We start from the raw sequence: 14,424 nt of genomic DNA, 5'->3' as shown, positions 1-14,424 counted from the left end.
TTCCCGATGACGCCGCCGGGAAACCCCGGACGTACGCCGGTCCCGGCGCCGCGCAGGCGACGCCGGGACCGGGGGTACGCCGTCAGACGGCGGCGATCAGCAGCGCCGGGCGCTCCACGCAGTCGGCGACGTGCCGTAGGAAACCGCCGGCCACCCCACCGTCGCAGACCCGATGGTCGAAGGTGAGGCTGAGCTGGGTCACCTTGCGAACGGCGAGCTGCCCGTCGACCACCCACGGCTTGTCCACGATCCGCCCGACCCCGAGCAGAGCCGCCTCGGGGTGGTTGATGATCGGCGTGGAGCCGTCCACGCCGAACACCCCGTAGTTGTTGAGCGTGAACGTGCCGCCGGTCAGCCGGGCCGGCGGCAGGCTGCCCGCCCGCGCGGCGGTGGTGGTGGCCGCCAGTTCGGCGGCCAACTCGGCGGTGGTGAGTCGTTGGGCGTCGCGCAGCACCGGCACCAGCAGACCCCGGTCGGTCTGCGCGGCGATGCCGAGGTGCACCCCGGCGGACTGGACGATCCGCTGCGCCTCGGTGTCGACCCGGGCGTTGAGCTGCGGGAACCGGCGCAGCCCGCTGAGGCAGATCCGGGCCAGCAGGGCCAGGATGCTCACCGGCGCGTCGGGCGTCGCCGCGTTGATCGCGGCCCGGGTCTCCAACAGACCGGTGGCGTCCACGTCGACCCAGATGGTCACCTCCGGGATCTCTCGCCGGCTGCGGGAGAGCTTGTCGGCGATCGCCTTGCGGACACCGGTGAGCGGGATGATCACGTCCCCGTCCGTGGACGGGGCCGATCCGGCCTGCGGGGTCGGGGCGACGTGCGGGTCCGGCACGGCGGCGAGCCGGGCGGCGGGCACCGTCGGCACCGCCTCCACGTCGGCGCGGCGGATCACCCCGCCCGGCCCGGTGCCGCGTACCGTGCCCAGATCGATGCCGCGCTCCCGGGCCAGCCGCCGCACGATCGGCGAGATGACCAGGGCGGTCGGCCTCGCCGGCTGGCCGGGCACGTCGCCCGTACCCGGGGCACCGCCGGTAGCCGCGCTGATCCCGCCGGTCGGGGCAGCGCCGCCGGTCGGGGCAGCGCCGCCGGTCGGGGCGGTGTCGGCCGGATCGGGGGCGAGTGTCAGCCGAGGGCGGCGCCGACGCCGGGTGGTGTTGCCGTGTCCGGTGCCGTACCCGATCAGCACGTTGCCGGAGCCGGCCCGCTCCTCCTCGCGGTAGGTGGCATGCCCCGCGGGCTCGTCACCACCGTCCAGTGGCGCGATGGTGATCAACGGCTGGCCGACCGGGCGTACCTCACCGGCCGCGCCGTGCAGGGTCACGACCCGGCCGGCGTACGGACAGGGCACGTCGACGACCGCCTTGGCGGTCTCCACCTCGACCACGCTCTGGTCGACCGTGACCACGTCACCGACCGCGACCCGCCACTCGACGATCTCGGCCTCGCTCAGCCCCTCGCCCAGGTCGGGCAGGAGGAAGACCTGCGTCCGTTCGACGGTGGTCATGCCGCGCTGCCCTGCGCCGCCCAGCGCGGGTCCGGCTGGTCGTCCCACTGCAACCGGGCCACCGCGTCGAGCACCCGGTCCACCCCGGGCAGGTGGGTGTGCTCCAGCATCGGCGCCGGGTACGGGATGTCCAGTCCGGCGACCCGCAGCACCGGGGCGTGCAGGGCGTGGAAGCAACGTTCCTGCACCCGGGCGGCGATCTCCGCGCCGACCCCGGCGAAGCCGGGCGCCTCCTGGATCACCACGCAGCGACCGGTACGCCGGACCGAGGCGGTGATGGTGGCGTCGTCGAACGGCACGATGGTGCGCACGTCCACCACCTCCAGGTCCCAGCCCTCCTCGCGGGCGGCCTCGGCGGCCTCCAGCGCGACCGGCACCGCCGGCCCGTACGCCACCAGGGTGGCGTCGCGTCCCGGACGGCGCACCACGGCCCGGCCGAACGGCTCGGTCCGGGCCGGCAGAGACGCGTCGGCGCTGGCGAAGTAGAGCTTCTTCGGCTCCATGAAGACCACCGGGTCGGGGTCGTCGATCGCCTCGCGCAGCAGCGAGTACGCGTCCTCGACGGTCGCCGGGGTCACCACCTTCAAGCCGGGGGTGTGCGCGTAGTACGCCTCGGACGAGTCGCAGTGGTGCTCGACCCCGCCGATGCCGCCGGCGTACGGCACGCGGATGACGATCGGCACGCTCAGCGCGCCGCGGGTCCGGTTGCGCAGCTTCGCCACGTGCGAGGCGATCTGCTCGAACGCCGGGTACGCGAACGCGTCGAACTGCATCTCGACCACCGGTCGCAGGCCGGACATGGCCAGCCCGACGGCGAAGCCGACGATGCCGGCCTCGGCGAGGGGGGTGTCGAAGCAGCGGTCTTCGCCGAACCGGGCCTGCAGGCCGTCGGTGATCCGGAAGACGCCGCCGAGTTGGCCGACGTCCTCTCCGAAGACGACGACCCGGTCGTCGGCGGCGAGAGCGTCGGCCAGCGCGGTGTTGAGCGCCTTGGCCATGGTGGTGGCCATCAGGCGTCACCCTCCTCGTCGCGAGCGGCGGCCAGCTCGGCGCGGACCTGCTCACGTTGTTCGATCAGCTGCGGGGTGGGCTGGGCGTAGACGTGGTCGAAGAGGCTCAGCGGGTCGACGCTGGGCTGGTCGTTCATCCGGGTCCGCAGGTCCGCCGCGTACGCCTCGGCCTGCTCGGCGACCTCGGCGACGGCCGCGTCGTCGAGCACTCCGCGGGCCCGCAGGTAGGTCTCCAGCCGGGCGATCGGGTCCCGGTCGCGCCAGGCGTCGACCTCGGCCCCGTCGCGGTAGCGAGTGGCGTCGTCGGCGTTGGTGTGCGGCTCCATCCGGTAGGTGTGCGCCTCGACCAGGAACGGTCCGTTGCCGGCCCGGGCGTGGGCGACCGCGCGGGTGAGCACGGCGAGCACCGCGACCGGGTCGTTGCCGTCGACCTGCTCGCTGGGCACGCCGTAGCCGACGCCCTTGTAGGCCAGCGACGGCGCGGCGGTCTGCCGCGACAGCGGGACGCTGATGGCGTACCGGTTGTTCTGCACGAAGTAGACCACCGGCGCCTTGAACACGGCGGCGAAGTTGATGCCCTCGTGGAAGTCGCCCTCGCTCGTCGCGCCGTCGCCGATGAAGGCCAGGGCCACGGTGTCGCGACCCTGGTACGCCTCGCCGTGCGCCAGCCCGGCGGCGTGCACGCACTGGGTGGCGAGCGGGGTGCACTGCGGCGCGGTCCGCACCTCGGTCGGGTCGTAGCCGCAGTGCCAGTCGCCGCGCAGCAGGGTGAGCACCTCGACCGGATCGATGCCGCGGGCAACCAAAGCCATCGATTCACGGTAGGTGGGGAAGACCCAGTCGCTGTCGCGGACCGCGAGGACCGCGCCGACCTGGCACGCCTCCTGGCCCCGCGAGGACGGGTAGACGGCCAGGCGGCCCTGCTTGGTCAGGGCGGTCGCCTGGGTGTCGAAACGGCGGCCGAGCACCATCCGGCGGTACAGCTCGCGTAGTACCTCGACGGGTGGCTCCGGGTAGTCGGTACGGGCGGGCAGCGGGGTGCCGCTCTTGTCGAGCAGGCGGACCGGCTCGGCGTCCGGCAGCAGCGGGCGCGCCGGGTCGGGCGGGGTGGCCGCCCGACGGGTACGCGGGGATGCCCTGCGGACCGCCTGGGGAGTGGTCGTCACGGCGGAACCTCCTGGGACGTGTGGTGAGCCTATGCTTCCGCTTGACGGATGATTGACTCAAGATCCACGCAGAAGGCGGGACGATTGGTATGCGGAGTATTCACCTGTGAGCCAGGAGACCGCCGACGAAGCGGGCCGGGCAGCGGGATCGGGACGATCGGCCCGAGCCCTCGACGAGGTGGACCGGCGGATCCTCGACGAGCTGGTCCGGGACGGCCGAACGTCGGTACGCACCCTCGCCGAGCGGATCCACATCTCCCGCACCAACGCGTACGCGCGGGTGGAGCGGCTGGTACGCGACGGGGTGATCACCGGCTTCCGGGCCCAGGTGGCACCCGAGGCGGCCGGGTTGGGCACCTCGGCGTACATGGCGTTGACGATCGAACAGAACACCTGGCGCGAGGTGTCGGCCGAGCTGGCCCGGGTCCGCTACGTCGAGCACGTCGCGTTGCTCAGCGGCGAACACGACGTGCTGGCCCTGGTCCGGGCCCCGGACAACGCCGCGCTGCGGGACGTGGTGCTGGACCGGGTGCAGCGCATCGCCGGGGTGCTGTCGACGCGTTCGTGGCTGGTCTTCGAGGAGTTCGGCGGGACGCAGAGCCCCTGGCAGTAGGCCTGGCCGGTCACCGTTCGGGCGGGGCTTCCAGCCCTTCCCGGTCGGCCAACTCCAGCAGCGGCTCCAGCGAGTGCCGGTCACCGTCCAGGCCGGCGTGCGGGTCGCCGCGCTCGGCGAAGCGGGCCGGCACGGACAGCACGTCGAAGTCCTCCGGTCGGGCATCGTCCAACTCCGCCCACTCCAGCGGCGCCGACACCAGGGCTCGGGGCGTGGGGCGGATCGAGTACGCCGAGGCCATCGTGTGGTCGCGGGACATCTGGTTGTAGTCGACGAAGACCGGCCGGTCCCGCTGGTCGCGCCACCAGGTGGTGGTGACCAGCTCCGGCAGCCGGCGCTGCATCTCGCGGCCCAGGGCGAGCACCGCCCGACGGCACTCGCCGAAGCTCCACCGCGGCTCGATCGACAGGTAGACGTGCAGGCCCCGCCCGCCGGTGGTCTTCGGGTAGCCGGTCAGACCCAGCTCGGCGAGGAACGCCCGCACCTCCCGGGCGACCGGCACCACCTGCTCGAACCCGACGCCGGGCATCGGGTCGAGGTCGATGCGCAACTGGTCGGGGCGTTCCACGTCGGCGGCGGTGACCGGCCACGGGTGGAAACGCAGGGTGCCCAGGTTGGCCGCCCAGATCACCACGGCCAACTCGCTCGGTGCGACCTCGTCGGCGGTGCGACCGCTGGGGAAGGTGATGTGCGCGGTGCGCACCCACTCGGGCGCGCCCGCCGGCAGCCGCTTCTGATAGAACGCGTCGCCCCGGTTGGTCTGCCGGGTGGCGATCGTCGCGCCCTCGAAGACGCCACGCGGCCAGCGTTCCAGCATCGTCGGCCGGTCCCGCAGCGCGCGCAGGATGCCGTCACCCACCGCCAGGAAGTAGCGGACCACGTCCAGCTTGGTCAGCCCACGCTCCGGGAAGTACGGCTTGTCGGGGCTGGAGACGCGGACCAGCCGCTCCCCCACCTGGATCTCCTCCGCCGCCGTCGCCATGACGCTGAGGGTACGACGCCGGTCAGCTGATCAGCAGGACGCCGAGCAGAATCAGCGGCAGCCCGACGAAGAGAAAGATGCCATCGTCGGCTTCACCCCTTGTCCAGGCCCCCGGGCCGCCCTTGACGGACATTGTTGCCCATCGAGGTGTCGCGTCGCTGTCCCGAAACCGGGCCACGTCCACGCAGTCGCCCTCCGCCAGGAGTGACGGAGGGCGACCTATGTGGTTGACCGCTACCGGCCGGTGACCAGCGTGGCGGGCTGCTGCGGCAACTCCTGCGTCGGGCCACCGAGCTGCGCCGGCGGTGTCCCGGGTGGCTCCTCGGCCACCGCGGTCTGCTGCTCGACCGGCACCCGCTGCGACGACCGGCGTGCCACGAAGCCCGGCGTCCAGTCCTTCAACCGCAGCGCCGGCCGCTCGACCAGCTTCCAGGAGAGGAACGCGGCGGCGAAGGCGACCGCGACCGACATCGCCGCGAACGGCACGTACCCCCAGCGACTCCAGCCCAGGCTGGTCATCACCTGCTGGAAGACGAAGCCGTAGATGTAGATGCCGTACGAGTAGTCGTTCTTGCGACCCACCCAGTGCAGCTGACGCGGCATCCGCACCGACAGCCAGACCAGCAGGTACGCGAACGCGGGCAGCCCGATGGCGAAGAAGCCACCGAAGAGCAGCGACAACCCGAGCGCCACCGCCGAGCCGATGCCCAGCGCGTCGTTGATCGGCACCCGCTCCCGGTAGAGGTCCATGGTCGCCCCGGCGGCGAAGAGGAAGCCCAGGTAGACGATGTAGTAGAAGGTCATCCCGCCGACCAGGGGCGGGGTGAAGCTCCAACTCGCCGTCGACGCCGGGCCGCTGAAGTGCCCGGAGGTCACCCAGTCGTGCAGGATGCTCAGGTAGAGCGCGACGGTCAGGAACAGCACGAACCGGCGAGCGTTGCGCAGCACCGCGGTCACCGCCAGCACGCCCACCACGACGTAGCAGAACATCTCGTACTTGAGCGACCACAGGGCGCCGTTGAAGACGCTGTAGTGGACCTTCTGACCCCACGGGGTGGTCTCCGTGAACAGGTCCCCGACGCCGTACTGACGGACGCCGGTCCACCAGTTGGCCTGCAGGTAGGCCAGCGGGCCGCCCCGGTCCCAGGGGTTGTCGAAGAAGCCGGCGATGGTGCCGTGTTCGCGCAGCGTGACAAGCGGGGCGATCACCAGCGCGCTGATCAGCAGACAGACCCAGAGGCCGGGGAAGATGCGCAGGGCCCGGTGCCAGGCGTAGCGGATCAGACCGGTACGCCGGGCGCTGCGGGTGATCAGCAGGCCGGAGAGCACGAAGAAGCCGTAGACGGCCATGGTGCCGACGTTGGTCTGCCGACCGGTCAGGAAGTAGCCAAGGTCGTGAGCACCGAAGCCGAGCGGCTTGGAGTGCGAGAGCACGACGCCGACGGCGAGGAGGAGCCGGATCAGACCGATGCCGTTGCTGCGGCCGGAGAGCAGGTCGGCAAGCGTGCCACGGGAGCGGACGAGGGCGGGGGTAGTCATGCGGCCAGGAACCTCTCGACCATCAGGCGGGCACCTCGGCGCCGGCGTGCTCCCACAACTGCTTCATCTCGGTGTGCAGATCATCGCTCGGCGACCAGCCGAGCACCTCGGCGGCCAGCCCGACGTCGAGCCGCTGCCAGTTGGTCTCGGCGGGGCCGGTGGACTCGGCCTCGACGAGGTCGGTCGGCACCCCACTCACGTCGATGAGGAGCCGGACCATATCACGCGCACTGGACGCCACCCCCCGACCGATGTTGATCACGCGGCCGGCGGCGTCCGGGCGGGTCACGGCCAGCAGAACGGCGGCGACCACGTCACTGATGCCGATGAAATCGCGTCGGGAACCGAGCGGCGCCAACTCCAGTCGTGCCCGCTCACCGGACCGCTGGGCGTCGTGCAGGCGGCTCGCGACCACACCGAGCAGGCTGTGCCCGGGCTGGCCGGCGCCGATGACGTTGCCGACCCGCAGCGTGACGCCCTCGATCCGGCCCTGCCGGTCCGCCTCGGTGATCGCCGCCGTGCAGCGCAACTTGAACTCGCCGTACGGCATCACCGGCGCGGGGGTCATCTGCTCGGACATCGAGGTGTCGACCGGGACCAGCCCGTACTCGTGCACGCTGCCGATCTGGACCACCCGGGCCCGCCGGGGCAGTCGGGCCGCGGCCTCCGTGAGCCGCTCGACCAGGGTGACGTTGACCGCGAGCATCTGCGCCTCGCTCAGCCCCCACATCCCGCCCGCCGTGTTGATCACCACGTCCGGGTCGAGGTCACGCAGCACCGCGGTGATCTCGTCGACGTCGGCGGCGGCCAGGTCCAGCGCGCGGACCACGACGCCCGGGCCGATGGTCTTCGGGTTACGCGCCACGGCGACCACGGCGTGGCCCTGGTCGGCCAGCGCGCGGCAGATGGGACGGCCGAGGAAGCCTGTGCCGCCGAGCACCACCACCCGCAGTGCCTGTCCTGCGTCCTCCGTCGGGCGTCGTGGCGTGACGGTCATGGCATCTCCCTGGCTGTCGTCGTTCATCGGCCCGGCCCGAACGCGTGCCGGGACAGGCTCCGTACGCCGGCCATCTTGCCCGAGAGGACCGCCGTCGGCAGCATGGTGATGGCGTGCACGCGGGACGAGGTGTAACGACGGGCCGCCCGCGCCGCCCGGGGCCAACCCTGCTCGTCCATCCGCCGGGCGACATCGATGAAGAACGCCCGGGCCTCGGTGAACCGGGAGCCGTTGACCGCGTCGGCGGAGGACTTGCTGACCGCGTGCCGCCGGTACTGGAAGCAGAGGGTGTCGTCGACCGCCATCTGCTCACCGCGCTGGATCAGGTCGATCACCAGCGCCAGATCCTGGATGACCTGGAACTCTTCGCGGAAGTCGACAGCCTTGATCGCGTCCGTGCGCCAGCAGATCGACGGGAAGTAGAACCAGCAGCCGCGCAGCAGGCTCGCCGCCAGGTCCTCACCTCCCATCAGCTCGCGGGAGTCGATCCGGGGGGCGTAGAGCCGCCGCTTGGCCAGGTCGACGATCGTGTTGACCACCGTGCCGTCGGCGTCGATGACCTCGACCCCCGGCTGGACCATGCCGACGCCCGGGTACTGCTCGATCACCGATCGCACCGTCGCGACGTAGTTCGGGTGCATGATGTCGTCCGTGCCCATCATCACCAGGTACTCGTGCTCGGCGAGGCCGACACACTTGCGGTAGTTGGCGGTGATCCCCAGATTGCGCTCGTTGCGCTGGTAGCGGACCCGCTCGTCGTCGATGCCGGCGAACCACTCGGGCACTCCGGGCTCGGTGCCGTCGTCGACCACCGTGAGGCGCCAGCCAGGGTCACTCTGCGCCATCACGCTGCGTACTGCCGCCTGCATGAGGGGCACACTTCCGTAGTACGGCAGCATTATGTCGACGATCATGAGGTCGGCAGGCCCTAACTGTGCGTGGTGGAGAAGCTCGACGGGCGCGGGCCACATTATCAGGCTCGCCGCGGCGATCGACCATCGCCGAACCGGCCGGCTGTTCACTCCATCGCGCCGATGACTGTCTGACACCGCTCTCGGCGGGCGCTATCATCGTCGCGCCCGTACCCCCCGCCCCCGGATCGGACGCCGATGTCAGACCGCGCCGTCGCCACAGACGCGCATCCCGCGCAGATCGACGGGGGGAGTTCGCCCCGGCCCGTCACCGGGCCGAGACGTCAACTGGTCCCCCTCGCCCGCCGGCTGGCGCTCAGCGTCTGGTTCTGGCCGACGGCGTTCGCCGCGCTCGTCGTCGGGTGGCGCCTCGGCAGCCCGGAGATGTGGCACGACGAGTTGGTCACCGTCGACGTGGCGACCCGCTCCACCGGGCAGATCCGGGGCATGCTGGCGAATGTCGACGCCGTGCACGGGGCCTACTACCTGTTCATGCACGGCTGGACGACGCTGTTCGGCACCGGTCCCGCCGCGGTGCGACTGCCGTCGGCGCTGGCCATGACCCTGGCCACCGCCTGCGTGGCGCTGGCGGCACGGCGGCTCTTCGACCACCGGACGGGTGTCGCCGCCGGGTTCGTCTTCGCGCTGGTGCCCACGGTCACCCGCTTCGGGCAGGAGACCCGTTCGTACGCCTTCGTCGTCCTCGCCGCTGCGGCGGCCACCCTGTTCCTGCTCCGCGCGCTGGAGCGGCCGGCGTGGTGGCGCTGGGCGGCGTACGCGCTCGCGGTGGCCGGCATCGGCCTGGTGAACGTGGTGGCGCTGACCCTGCTGCTCGGGCACGGGGCAGCCGTTCTGCTGCACTGCTGGCGGGAGCGCCGCTGGTGGTCGCTGGCCTGGTTCGCGCTCGCCGCCGCCGGCGGGGCGGCGATCGCCGCGCCGGTGATCCTGCGGGGCATGAAGCAGGCCGGGCGGCAGGTCAGCTGGATCCCGGACAGCTCGCCCTGGACGGTCTGGGAGCAGGCGTACGGCTCGACGCTGCTCGCCGTGGCGGTGACCGCGCTGGCCGCGGTGGGTGTGCTGACCCGCCTGCGCCGCGACGTCGCCGCCCGGTCGGTGAGCGCGGCGCTGGTCGCCGTGCTGCCGCTGCCGGTGATCCTGGTGGCCTCGACCGGCGACATCAACTACTTCTTCTCCAAGTACCTGCTGTTCGTGCTGCCGGCCTGGGCCGTGCTCGCCGGCGCGGGGATCGCCGTGCTGCGCCGCGCCCCGCTGGTGGCGGTGGCACTCGTGATCGTCGCCGCCCTGTCCGTGCCGGGTCAGCTCGCGCTGCGGGGCGAGTACTCGCACGGCTGGTACACCTATCCGCAGGCGCGGGCGTTCAAGCCACTGTCCTACTCCCAGGCGGCACGGCTCATCGAGGCCGACTACCAGCCCGGTGACGGCCTCGTCGCGGGCGGCCCCTGGTGGTGGATGCACGAGCCCGGGGTGCGCTACTACCTCCCGGCGGACGTCGCGCCGCGCAACGTCTTCGAGCAGCGGTCCGCGGCACAGCGCCACGAGTTGTTCGGGGCGGCGTGTGCCAACCCGGCGAGCTGTCTGCGGAACGAGCCGCGGATCTGGGTGCTGCTGCCGACGATCACCGACGCGCCGCTGGCCGGGCTGCCGAAGAAGCAGGCCGCCGTGCTCACCGAGCGTTACGAGGTGGTTCGGGTGAACCACGCGACCGGCATCACCGTCGCCCTGCTGCGACGGCGCGGCTGAGCGGGTGCGGTTACCGCCGCCGGTGCCCGGGTAGGGGATCGGCATGGCGGAACTGGCGACGCTCTGGATCATTCGGCACGGTGAGAGCACCGCGAACGTGGCGGCGACGCACGCCGAGGCGTCCGGCGAAGAGCTGATCGGGCTCAGTCACCGCGACGCCGACGTGCCGCTCTCCCCCACCGGCGAGGAGCAGGCCCGGGCCACCGGCCGCTGGTTGACCGGGCTGCCCCCGGACCGCCGGCCGGACGTGGCGGTGGTGTCGCCGTACCTGCGGGCGGTGTCCACCGCCGAGTTGGCGCTGCACGACACCGGGGTGCCGGTGAGCCGGGACGAGCGGCTACGCGACCGGGAGCTGGGCATCCTCGACGGCTTGACCGGGCACGGGGTGCGCCGCCGGTATCCCGACGAGGCGGAGCGCCGAGCCCGGCTCGGCAAGTTCTACTACCGGCCGCCGGGTGGGGAGTCCTGGACCGACGTGGCGCTGCGGCTGCGCACGCTCCTCGGCGACCTGCGCCGGGACCACGAGGGCCGACGTGTTCTGCTCTTCGGCCACGACGCGCTGGTCTTTCTGCTGCGGTACCTGGTGGAGGGGTTGACCGAGTCGGACCTGATGGCGCTGACCCGCGAGCACGTGATCGCCAACTGCTCGATCACCGACTGGTCCGCCGACGACCAGGATCGCTTGCGCCTGGGCGGATTCAACGAGGTCGGCCACCTGCACCGGCAGGGCGCCCAACCGACCAGGGAGGACGAGATCCATGCCGAGCCGGTCTGAGGTGAAGGTGATCACGCCGGGACTGCTGCGGGACTGGGCGCTACCGGTGCCGGTCGGTGGCAAGCAGAGCCGGGGCACCGTGCTGGTGGTCGGCGGGTCCCGCTTCACCCCCGGTGCGGTGCTGCTCGCCGGGGTGGCCGCGCTGCGCGCCGGCGCCGGGGTGCTCCAGCTCGCCGCCGCCGAGTCCACCGCCGCCACGCTGAGCATCCAGGTGCCCGAGGCGCTGGTGGTCGGGTTGCCGGAGACCCCCGACGGCGCGGTCGCCGCCGATCGGGAGGGCCAGCTCGGCGAGCTGGTCGCTCAGGCCGACGTGGTGGTTGTCGGGCCGGGGCTGAAGGCGATCGACGAAACCAACCGGCTGCTGAGTCTGGTCCTGGACGCCGCCCGGCCGCAGACGTCGCTGGTCCTCGACGCGTACGCCCTGGGTGCGCTCAGCCACGCACCGGACCTGCTGGTCGGCTCGGGCCGGCCCGTGGTGCTCACCCCGAACGTCACCGAGGCCGGGCACCTGCTCGGGCGGGACCCGGGCGACGACCTGGACGCCGAGGCGGCCGAGCTGGCCACCCGGTACGAGGCGGTCGTGTCGCTCTACGGGCACGTGGCCGCTCCGGACGGGCGTGGTTGGCGCGAGGAGAGCGGCGACGCCGGGCTGGGCACCTCCGGTAGCGGGGACGTGCTCGCCGGGTTGCTGGCGGGGCTGCTGTCGCGGGGCGCGGACCCGGCGCAGGCCGCCTGCTGGGGCTCCTTCGCGCACGCGGTGAGCGGCCAGCGGCTGATCCCCCGGTACGGGCGGATCGGCTTCCTCGCCCGGGAGTTGCTCGACGAGATCCCCGGAACACTGTCGATGGTCTGATCGGCTGATATCCGCTGTTTCCGCATTTGACCTGCTGGGTACCGGATTCGCACCAGCCGAGACCCAGGGAGGTCATACCCGTGTCAACCGATGCCATCGTCCTGCTCAAAGAGGACCACAAGGAGATGCGCCGCCTGTTGAAGGCCTTCCAGGATGCCGAGGAGGGGCCGGCGAGCCAGCGGCAGAAGCTGGTGGACCAGATCCTCGAGGCCCTGACGGTGCACACCTACCTCGAGAACGAGGTGATGTACCCGGAGGTCCGCCGCCTGCTGCCCGACCTGGAGGACGACATCCTCGAGTCGTACGAGGAGCACCACGTCGCCGACGTCCTCTGCGCCGAGTTGGCCGGCATGGATGCCACCGACGAACGCTTCAACGCCAAGACGACGGTGCTGATCGAGAACGTGACCCACCACGTCGAGGAGGAAGAGGAGGAGTGGTTCCCCAAGGTCCGCGACGCCCTGGGTCGCAAGCAGTTGCAGGAGATCGGCGAGAGGATGATCGCGCTGCGGGCGGACGCCCCGCGCACCCCCACCGCCCCGAAGGCGATCAAGAAGGCGATGGACGCGGTGACCGCCTGAGCCGCCCAACCCCTCGGGCGCGCGGCGTACGGAGGTCGCCCGGGACGACCCCGGCCGGCCCGGTAGGATCGGACCGGGCCGTTACTGGCGCGTTTGGGATGGACAACCATCGGGGAGCGGCCCCGTCACGAGGACGTTTGCCGAGCGCCTGGGCCTTCCCGCACGTCTGTTGGAGGTCGCATGTCGCGCAACGCCGAGTCCACCGCATTCCGGAGCGCCCTTGAGGTGATCCGCGCTGTCGAGCCGCGGGTGGCCGACGCCATCGGCGCCGAGCTGACCGACCAACGGGAGTCGCTCAAGCTCATCGCCAGCGAGAACTACGCCTCGCCGGCGACGCTCCTGGCGATGGGCAACTGGTTCAGTGACAAGTACGCCGAGGGCACCGTCGGGCGCCGCTTCTACGCCGGCTGCCAGAACGTCGACACCGTCGAGGCGCTCGCCGCCGAGCACGCCCGGGAGCTGTTCGGCGCCGCGCACGCGTACGTGCAGCCGCACTCGGGCATCGACGCCAACCTGGTCGCGTTCTGGGCGGTGTTGGCGGACCGGGTGGAGTCCCCCGCGTTGAAGAAGGCGCAGGTCCGCCAGGTCAACGATCTCACCGAGGCCGACTGGTTCGCCCTGCGTCGGGAGCTGGGCAACCAGCGGATGCTCGGCATGTCCCTGGACGCCGGCGGCCACCTCACCCACGGTTTCCGGCCGAACATCTCCGGCAAGATGTTCGACCAGCGCAGTTACGGCACCGACCCGGCGACCGGTCTGATCGACTACGACCGGGTGGCCGAGGCGGCCCGCGAGTTCAAGCCGCTGATCCTGGTCGGCGGCTACTCGGCGTACCCGCGGAAGGTGAACTTCCGGATCCTGCGGGAGATCGCCGACTCGGTCGGCGCCACCTTCATGGTCGACATGGCGCACTTCGCCGGCCTGGTGGCGGGCAAGGTGTTCACCGGCGACTTCGATCCGGTGCCGCACGCGCACATCGTCACCACGACCACGCACAAGTCGTTGCGTGGCCCGCGCGGCGGCATGGTGCTCTGCCAGCCGGAGCTGGCCGACCAGGTGGACCGGGGCTGCCCGATGGTGCTCGGTGGTCCGCTGCCGCACGTGATGGCCGCGAAGGCGGTCGCCCTCGCGGAGGCCCGCCGCCCCGACTTCGCCGACTACGCCCAGCGGATCGTGGACAACGCGCAGGCCCTCGCCGAGGGGCTGCTGCGCCGGGGCGCGAAGCTGGTCACCGGCGGCACCGACAACCACCTGGTGCTGATCGACGTGTCCGGTTACGGGCTCACCGGCCGGCAGGCCGAGCAGGCCCTGCTCGACTCGGGCATCGTCACCAACCGCAACTCGGTCCCGCAGGACCCGAACGGGGCCTGGTACACGTCCGGGATCCGGATCGGCACCCCGGCACTGACCACCCGCGGCCTGGGCACCGCCGAGATGGACCAGACCGCGGAGCTGATCCACACCGTGCTGACCCAGACCACCGCTGGCGCGAACGCCGACGGCACCGCCTCGAAGGCCAAGTACAACCTCGACCCCGACCTGGCCGACAAGGTCGCCCGCCAGGCCACCGATCTGTTGGCCCCCCACCCGCTCTACCCGGCCATCGATCTGGCCTGACAGCTCCTCGTCCGGCGTAACGCCGTCGGTGGCGGTCGCTGGAATGAGCGATATACCGCTGGGTCATATTCATGACTCAGCGGTATATCGCTCACCGGAGTAACTGCCTGGCCAC

The 14,424-nt window shown here is 71.8% G+C and carries 13 protein-coding genes and 1 riboswitch; of the genes, 6 read left to right on the top strand and 7 right to left on the bottom strand.

Translation table 11 applies throughout. The features are described from left to right. Positions 1–82: 82 nt before the first annotated feature. From C7C45_RS26825 to pdhA, 3 genes are read right to left on the bottom strand one after another with little or no spacing between them, the layout of a single operon-like run. A complete protein-coding gene (locus tag C7C45_RS26825) occupies positions 83–1,504 on the bottom strand; it encodes a dihydrolipoamide acetyltransferase family protein (RefSeq protein WP_110566637.1) in 1,422 nt (473 codons plus the stop codon). Beyond that, positions 1,501–2,517, bottom strand: a complete 1,017-nt coding sequence (locus C7C45_RS26820; RefSeq protein WP_208641368.1) for an alpha-ketoacid dehydrogenase subunit beta — start codon at positions 2,515–2,517, stop codon at positions 1,501–1,503. The genes C7C45_RS26825 and C7C45_RS26820 overlap by 4 nt, the downstream gene beginning before the upstream one ends. Continuing rightward, positions 2,514–3,680, bottom strand: coding sequence for a pyruvate dehydrogenase (acetyl-transferring) E1 component subunit alpha (gene pdhA / locus C7C45_RS26815; protein WP_110566578.1), 1,167 nt, complete (start codon positions 3,678–3,680; stop codon positions 2,514–2,516). Before pdhA ends, C7C45_RS26820 begins: the two co-directional genes overlap by 4 nt. A 106-nt stretch (positions 3,681–3,786) precedes the next feature. Here pdhA and C7C45_RS26810 point away from each other — a divergent pair, with 106 nt between their 5' ends. Further along, positions 3,787–4,293, top strand: coding sequence for an Lrp/AsnC family transcriptional regulator (locus C7C45_RS26810; protein ID WP_110566576.1), 507 nt, complete (start codon positions 3,787–3,789; stop codon positions 4,291–4,293). A gap of 10 nt (positions 4,294–4,303) precedes the next feature. Here the strand turns inward: C7C45_RS26810 and C7C45_RS26805 are convergent, their stop codons facing one another. The 4 genes from C7C45_RS26805 to C7C45_RS26790 all read right to left on the bottom strand — a co-directional run bounded on the left by C7C45_RS26805 (position 4,304) and on the right by C7C45_RS26790 (position 8,725). Further along, entirely contained in the window at positions 4,304–5,275 is a 972-nt protein-coding gene (locus tag C7C45_RS26805; protein WP_110566574.1) for a DNA polymerase domain-containing protein, read from the bottom strand. A gap of 234 nt (positions 5,276–5,509) precedes the next feature. Then, complete coding sequence (locus C7C45_RS26800) at positions 5,510–6,814, bottom strand: acyltransferase family protein (protein ID WP_110566571.1); 1,305 nt, start codon at positions 6,812–6,814, stop codon at positions 5,510–5,512. A gap of 22 nt (positions 6,815–6,836) precedes the next feature. Continuing rightward, complete coding sequence (locus tag C7C45_RS26795) at positions 6,837–7,811, bottom strand: NAD-dependent epimerase/dehydratase family protein (protein WP_167454840.1); 975 nt, start codon at positions 7,809–7,811, stop codon at positions 6,837–6,839. Positions 7,812–7,834: 23 nt separating this feature from the next. Next, a complete protein-coding gene (locus C7C45_RS26790; RefSeq protein WP_110566567.1) occupies positions 7,835–8,725 on the bottom strand; it encodes a glycosyltransferase family 2 protein in 891 nt (296 codons plus the stop codon). A gap of 195 nt (positions 8,726–8,920) precedes the next feature. Here C7C45_RS26790 and C7C45_RS26785 point away from each other — a divergent pair, with 195 nt between their 5' ends. The 5 genes from C7C45_RS26785 to C7C45_RS26765 all read left to right on the top strand — a co-directional run bounded on the left by C7C45_RS26785 (position 8,921) and on the right by C7C45_RS26765 (position 14,309). Further along, a complete protein-coding gene (locus C7C45_RS26785) occupies positions 8,921–10,483 on the top strand; it encodes a glycosyltransferase family 39 protein (RefSeq protein WP_110566565.1) in 1,563 nt (520 codons plus the stop codon). Positions 10,484–10,526: 43 nt separating this feature from the next. Then, entirely contained in the window at positions 10,527–11,258 is a 732-nt protein-coding gene (locus tag C7C45_RS26780; protein ID WP_110566563.1) for a histidine phosphatase family protein, read from the top strand. Further along, a complete protein-coding gene (locus C7C45_RS26775; RefSeq protein WP_110566561.1) occupies positions 11,242–12,111 on the top strand; it encodes an NAD(P)H-hydrate dehydratase in 870 nt (289 codons plus the stop codon). The genes C7C45_RS26780 and C7C45_RS26775 overlap by 17 nt, the downstream gene beginning before the upstream one ends. 80 nt (positions 12,112–12,191) lie before the next feature. Then, positions 12,192–12,692 carry a hemerythrin domain-containing protein gene (locus C7C45_RS26770; protein ID WP_110566559.1) on the top strand — a complete coding sequence of 167 codons (501 nt, stop codon included), beginning with the start codon at positions 12,192–12,194 and terminating at the stop codon, positions 12,690–12,692. Positions 12,693–12,762: 70 nt separating this feature from the next. Further along, a riboswitch (ZMP/ZTP riboswitch) is annotated at positions 12,763–12,853 on the top strand. A 19-nt stretch (positions 12,854–12,872) separates the two neighbouring features. Further along, positions 12,873–14,309: a glycine hydroxymethyltransferase gene (locus tag C7C45_RS26765; RefSeq protein ID WP_110566557.1), complete on the top strand. Its 1,437-nt coding sequence runs from the start codon at positions 12,873–12,875 to the stop codon at positions 14,307–14,309. The last annotated feature ends 115 nt before the right edge of the window (positions 14,310–14,424 follow it).

Source organism: Micromonospora arborensis (assembly GCF_003205615.1).
GTDB lineage: Bacteria > Actinomycetota > Actinomycetes > Mycobacteriales > Micromonosporaceae > Micromonospora > Micromonospora arborensis.
Note: the sequence above shows the minus strand (reverse complement) of the source record. Positions and strands in the feature narration are given on the sequence as shown.

Coding starts and splice junctions, on each gene's coding strand:
- C7C45_RS26825 (WP_110566637.1), bottom strand. CDS start 1,504: ATGACCACCGTCGAACGGACGCAGGTCTTCCTCCTGCCCGACCTGGGC.
- C7C45_RS26775 (WP_110566561.1), top strand. CDS start 11,242: ATGCCGAGCCGGTCTGAGGTGAAGGTGATCACGCCGGGACTGCTGCGG.
- C7C45_RS26765 (WP_110566557.1), top strand. CDS start 12,873: ATGTCGCGCAACGCCGAGTCCACCGCATTCCGGAGCGCCCTTGAGGTG.
- C7C45_RS26780 (WP_110566563.1), top strand. CDS start 10,527: ATGGCGGAACTGGCGACGCTCTGGATCATTCGGCACGGTGAGAGCACC.
- C7C45_RS26800 (WP_110566571.1), bottom strand. CDS start 6,814: ATGACTACCCCCGCCCTCGTCCGCTCCCGTGGCACGCTTGCCGACCTG.
- C7C45_RS26795 (WP_167454840.1), bottom strand. CDS start 7,811: ATGACCGTCACGCCACGACGCCCGACGGAGGACGCAGGACAGGCACTG.
- C7C45_RS26785 (WP_110566565.1), top strand. CDS start 8,921: ATGTCAGACCGCGCCGTCGCCACAGACGCGCATCCCGCGCAGATCGAC.
- C7C45_RS26790 (WP_110566567.1), bottom strand. CDS start 8,725: ATGATCGTCGACATAATGCTGCCGTACTACGGAAGTGTGCCCCTCATG.
- C7C45_RS26805 (WP_110566574.1), bottom strand. CDS start 5,275: ATGGCGACGGCGGCGGAGGAGATCCAGGTGGGGGAGCGGCTGGTCCGC.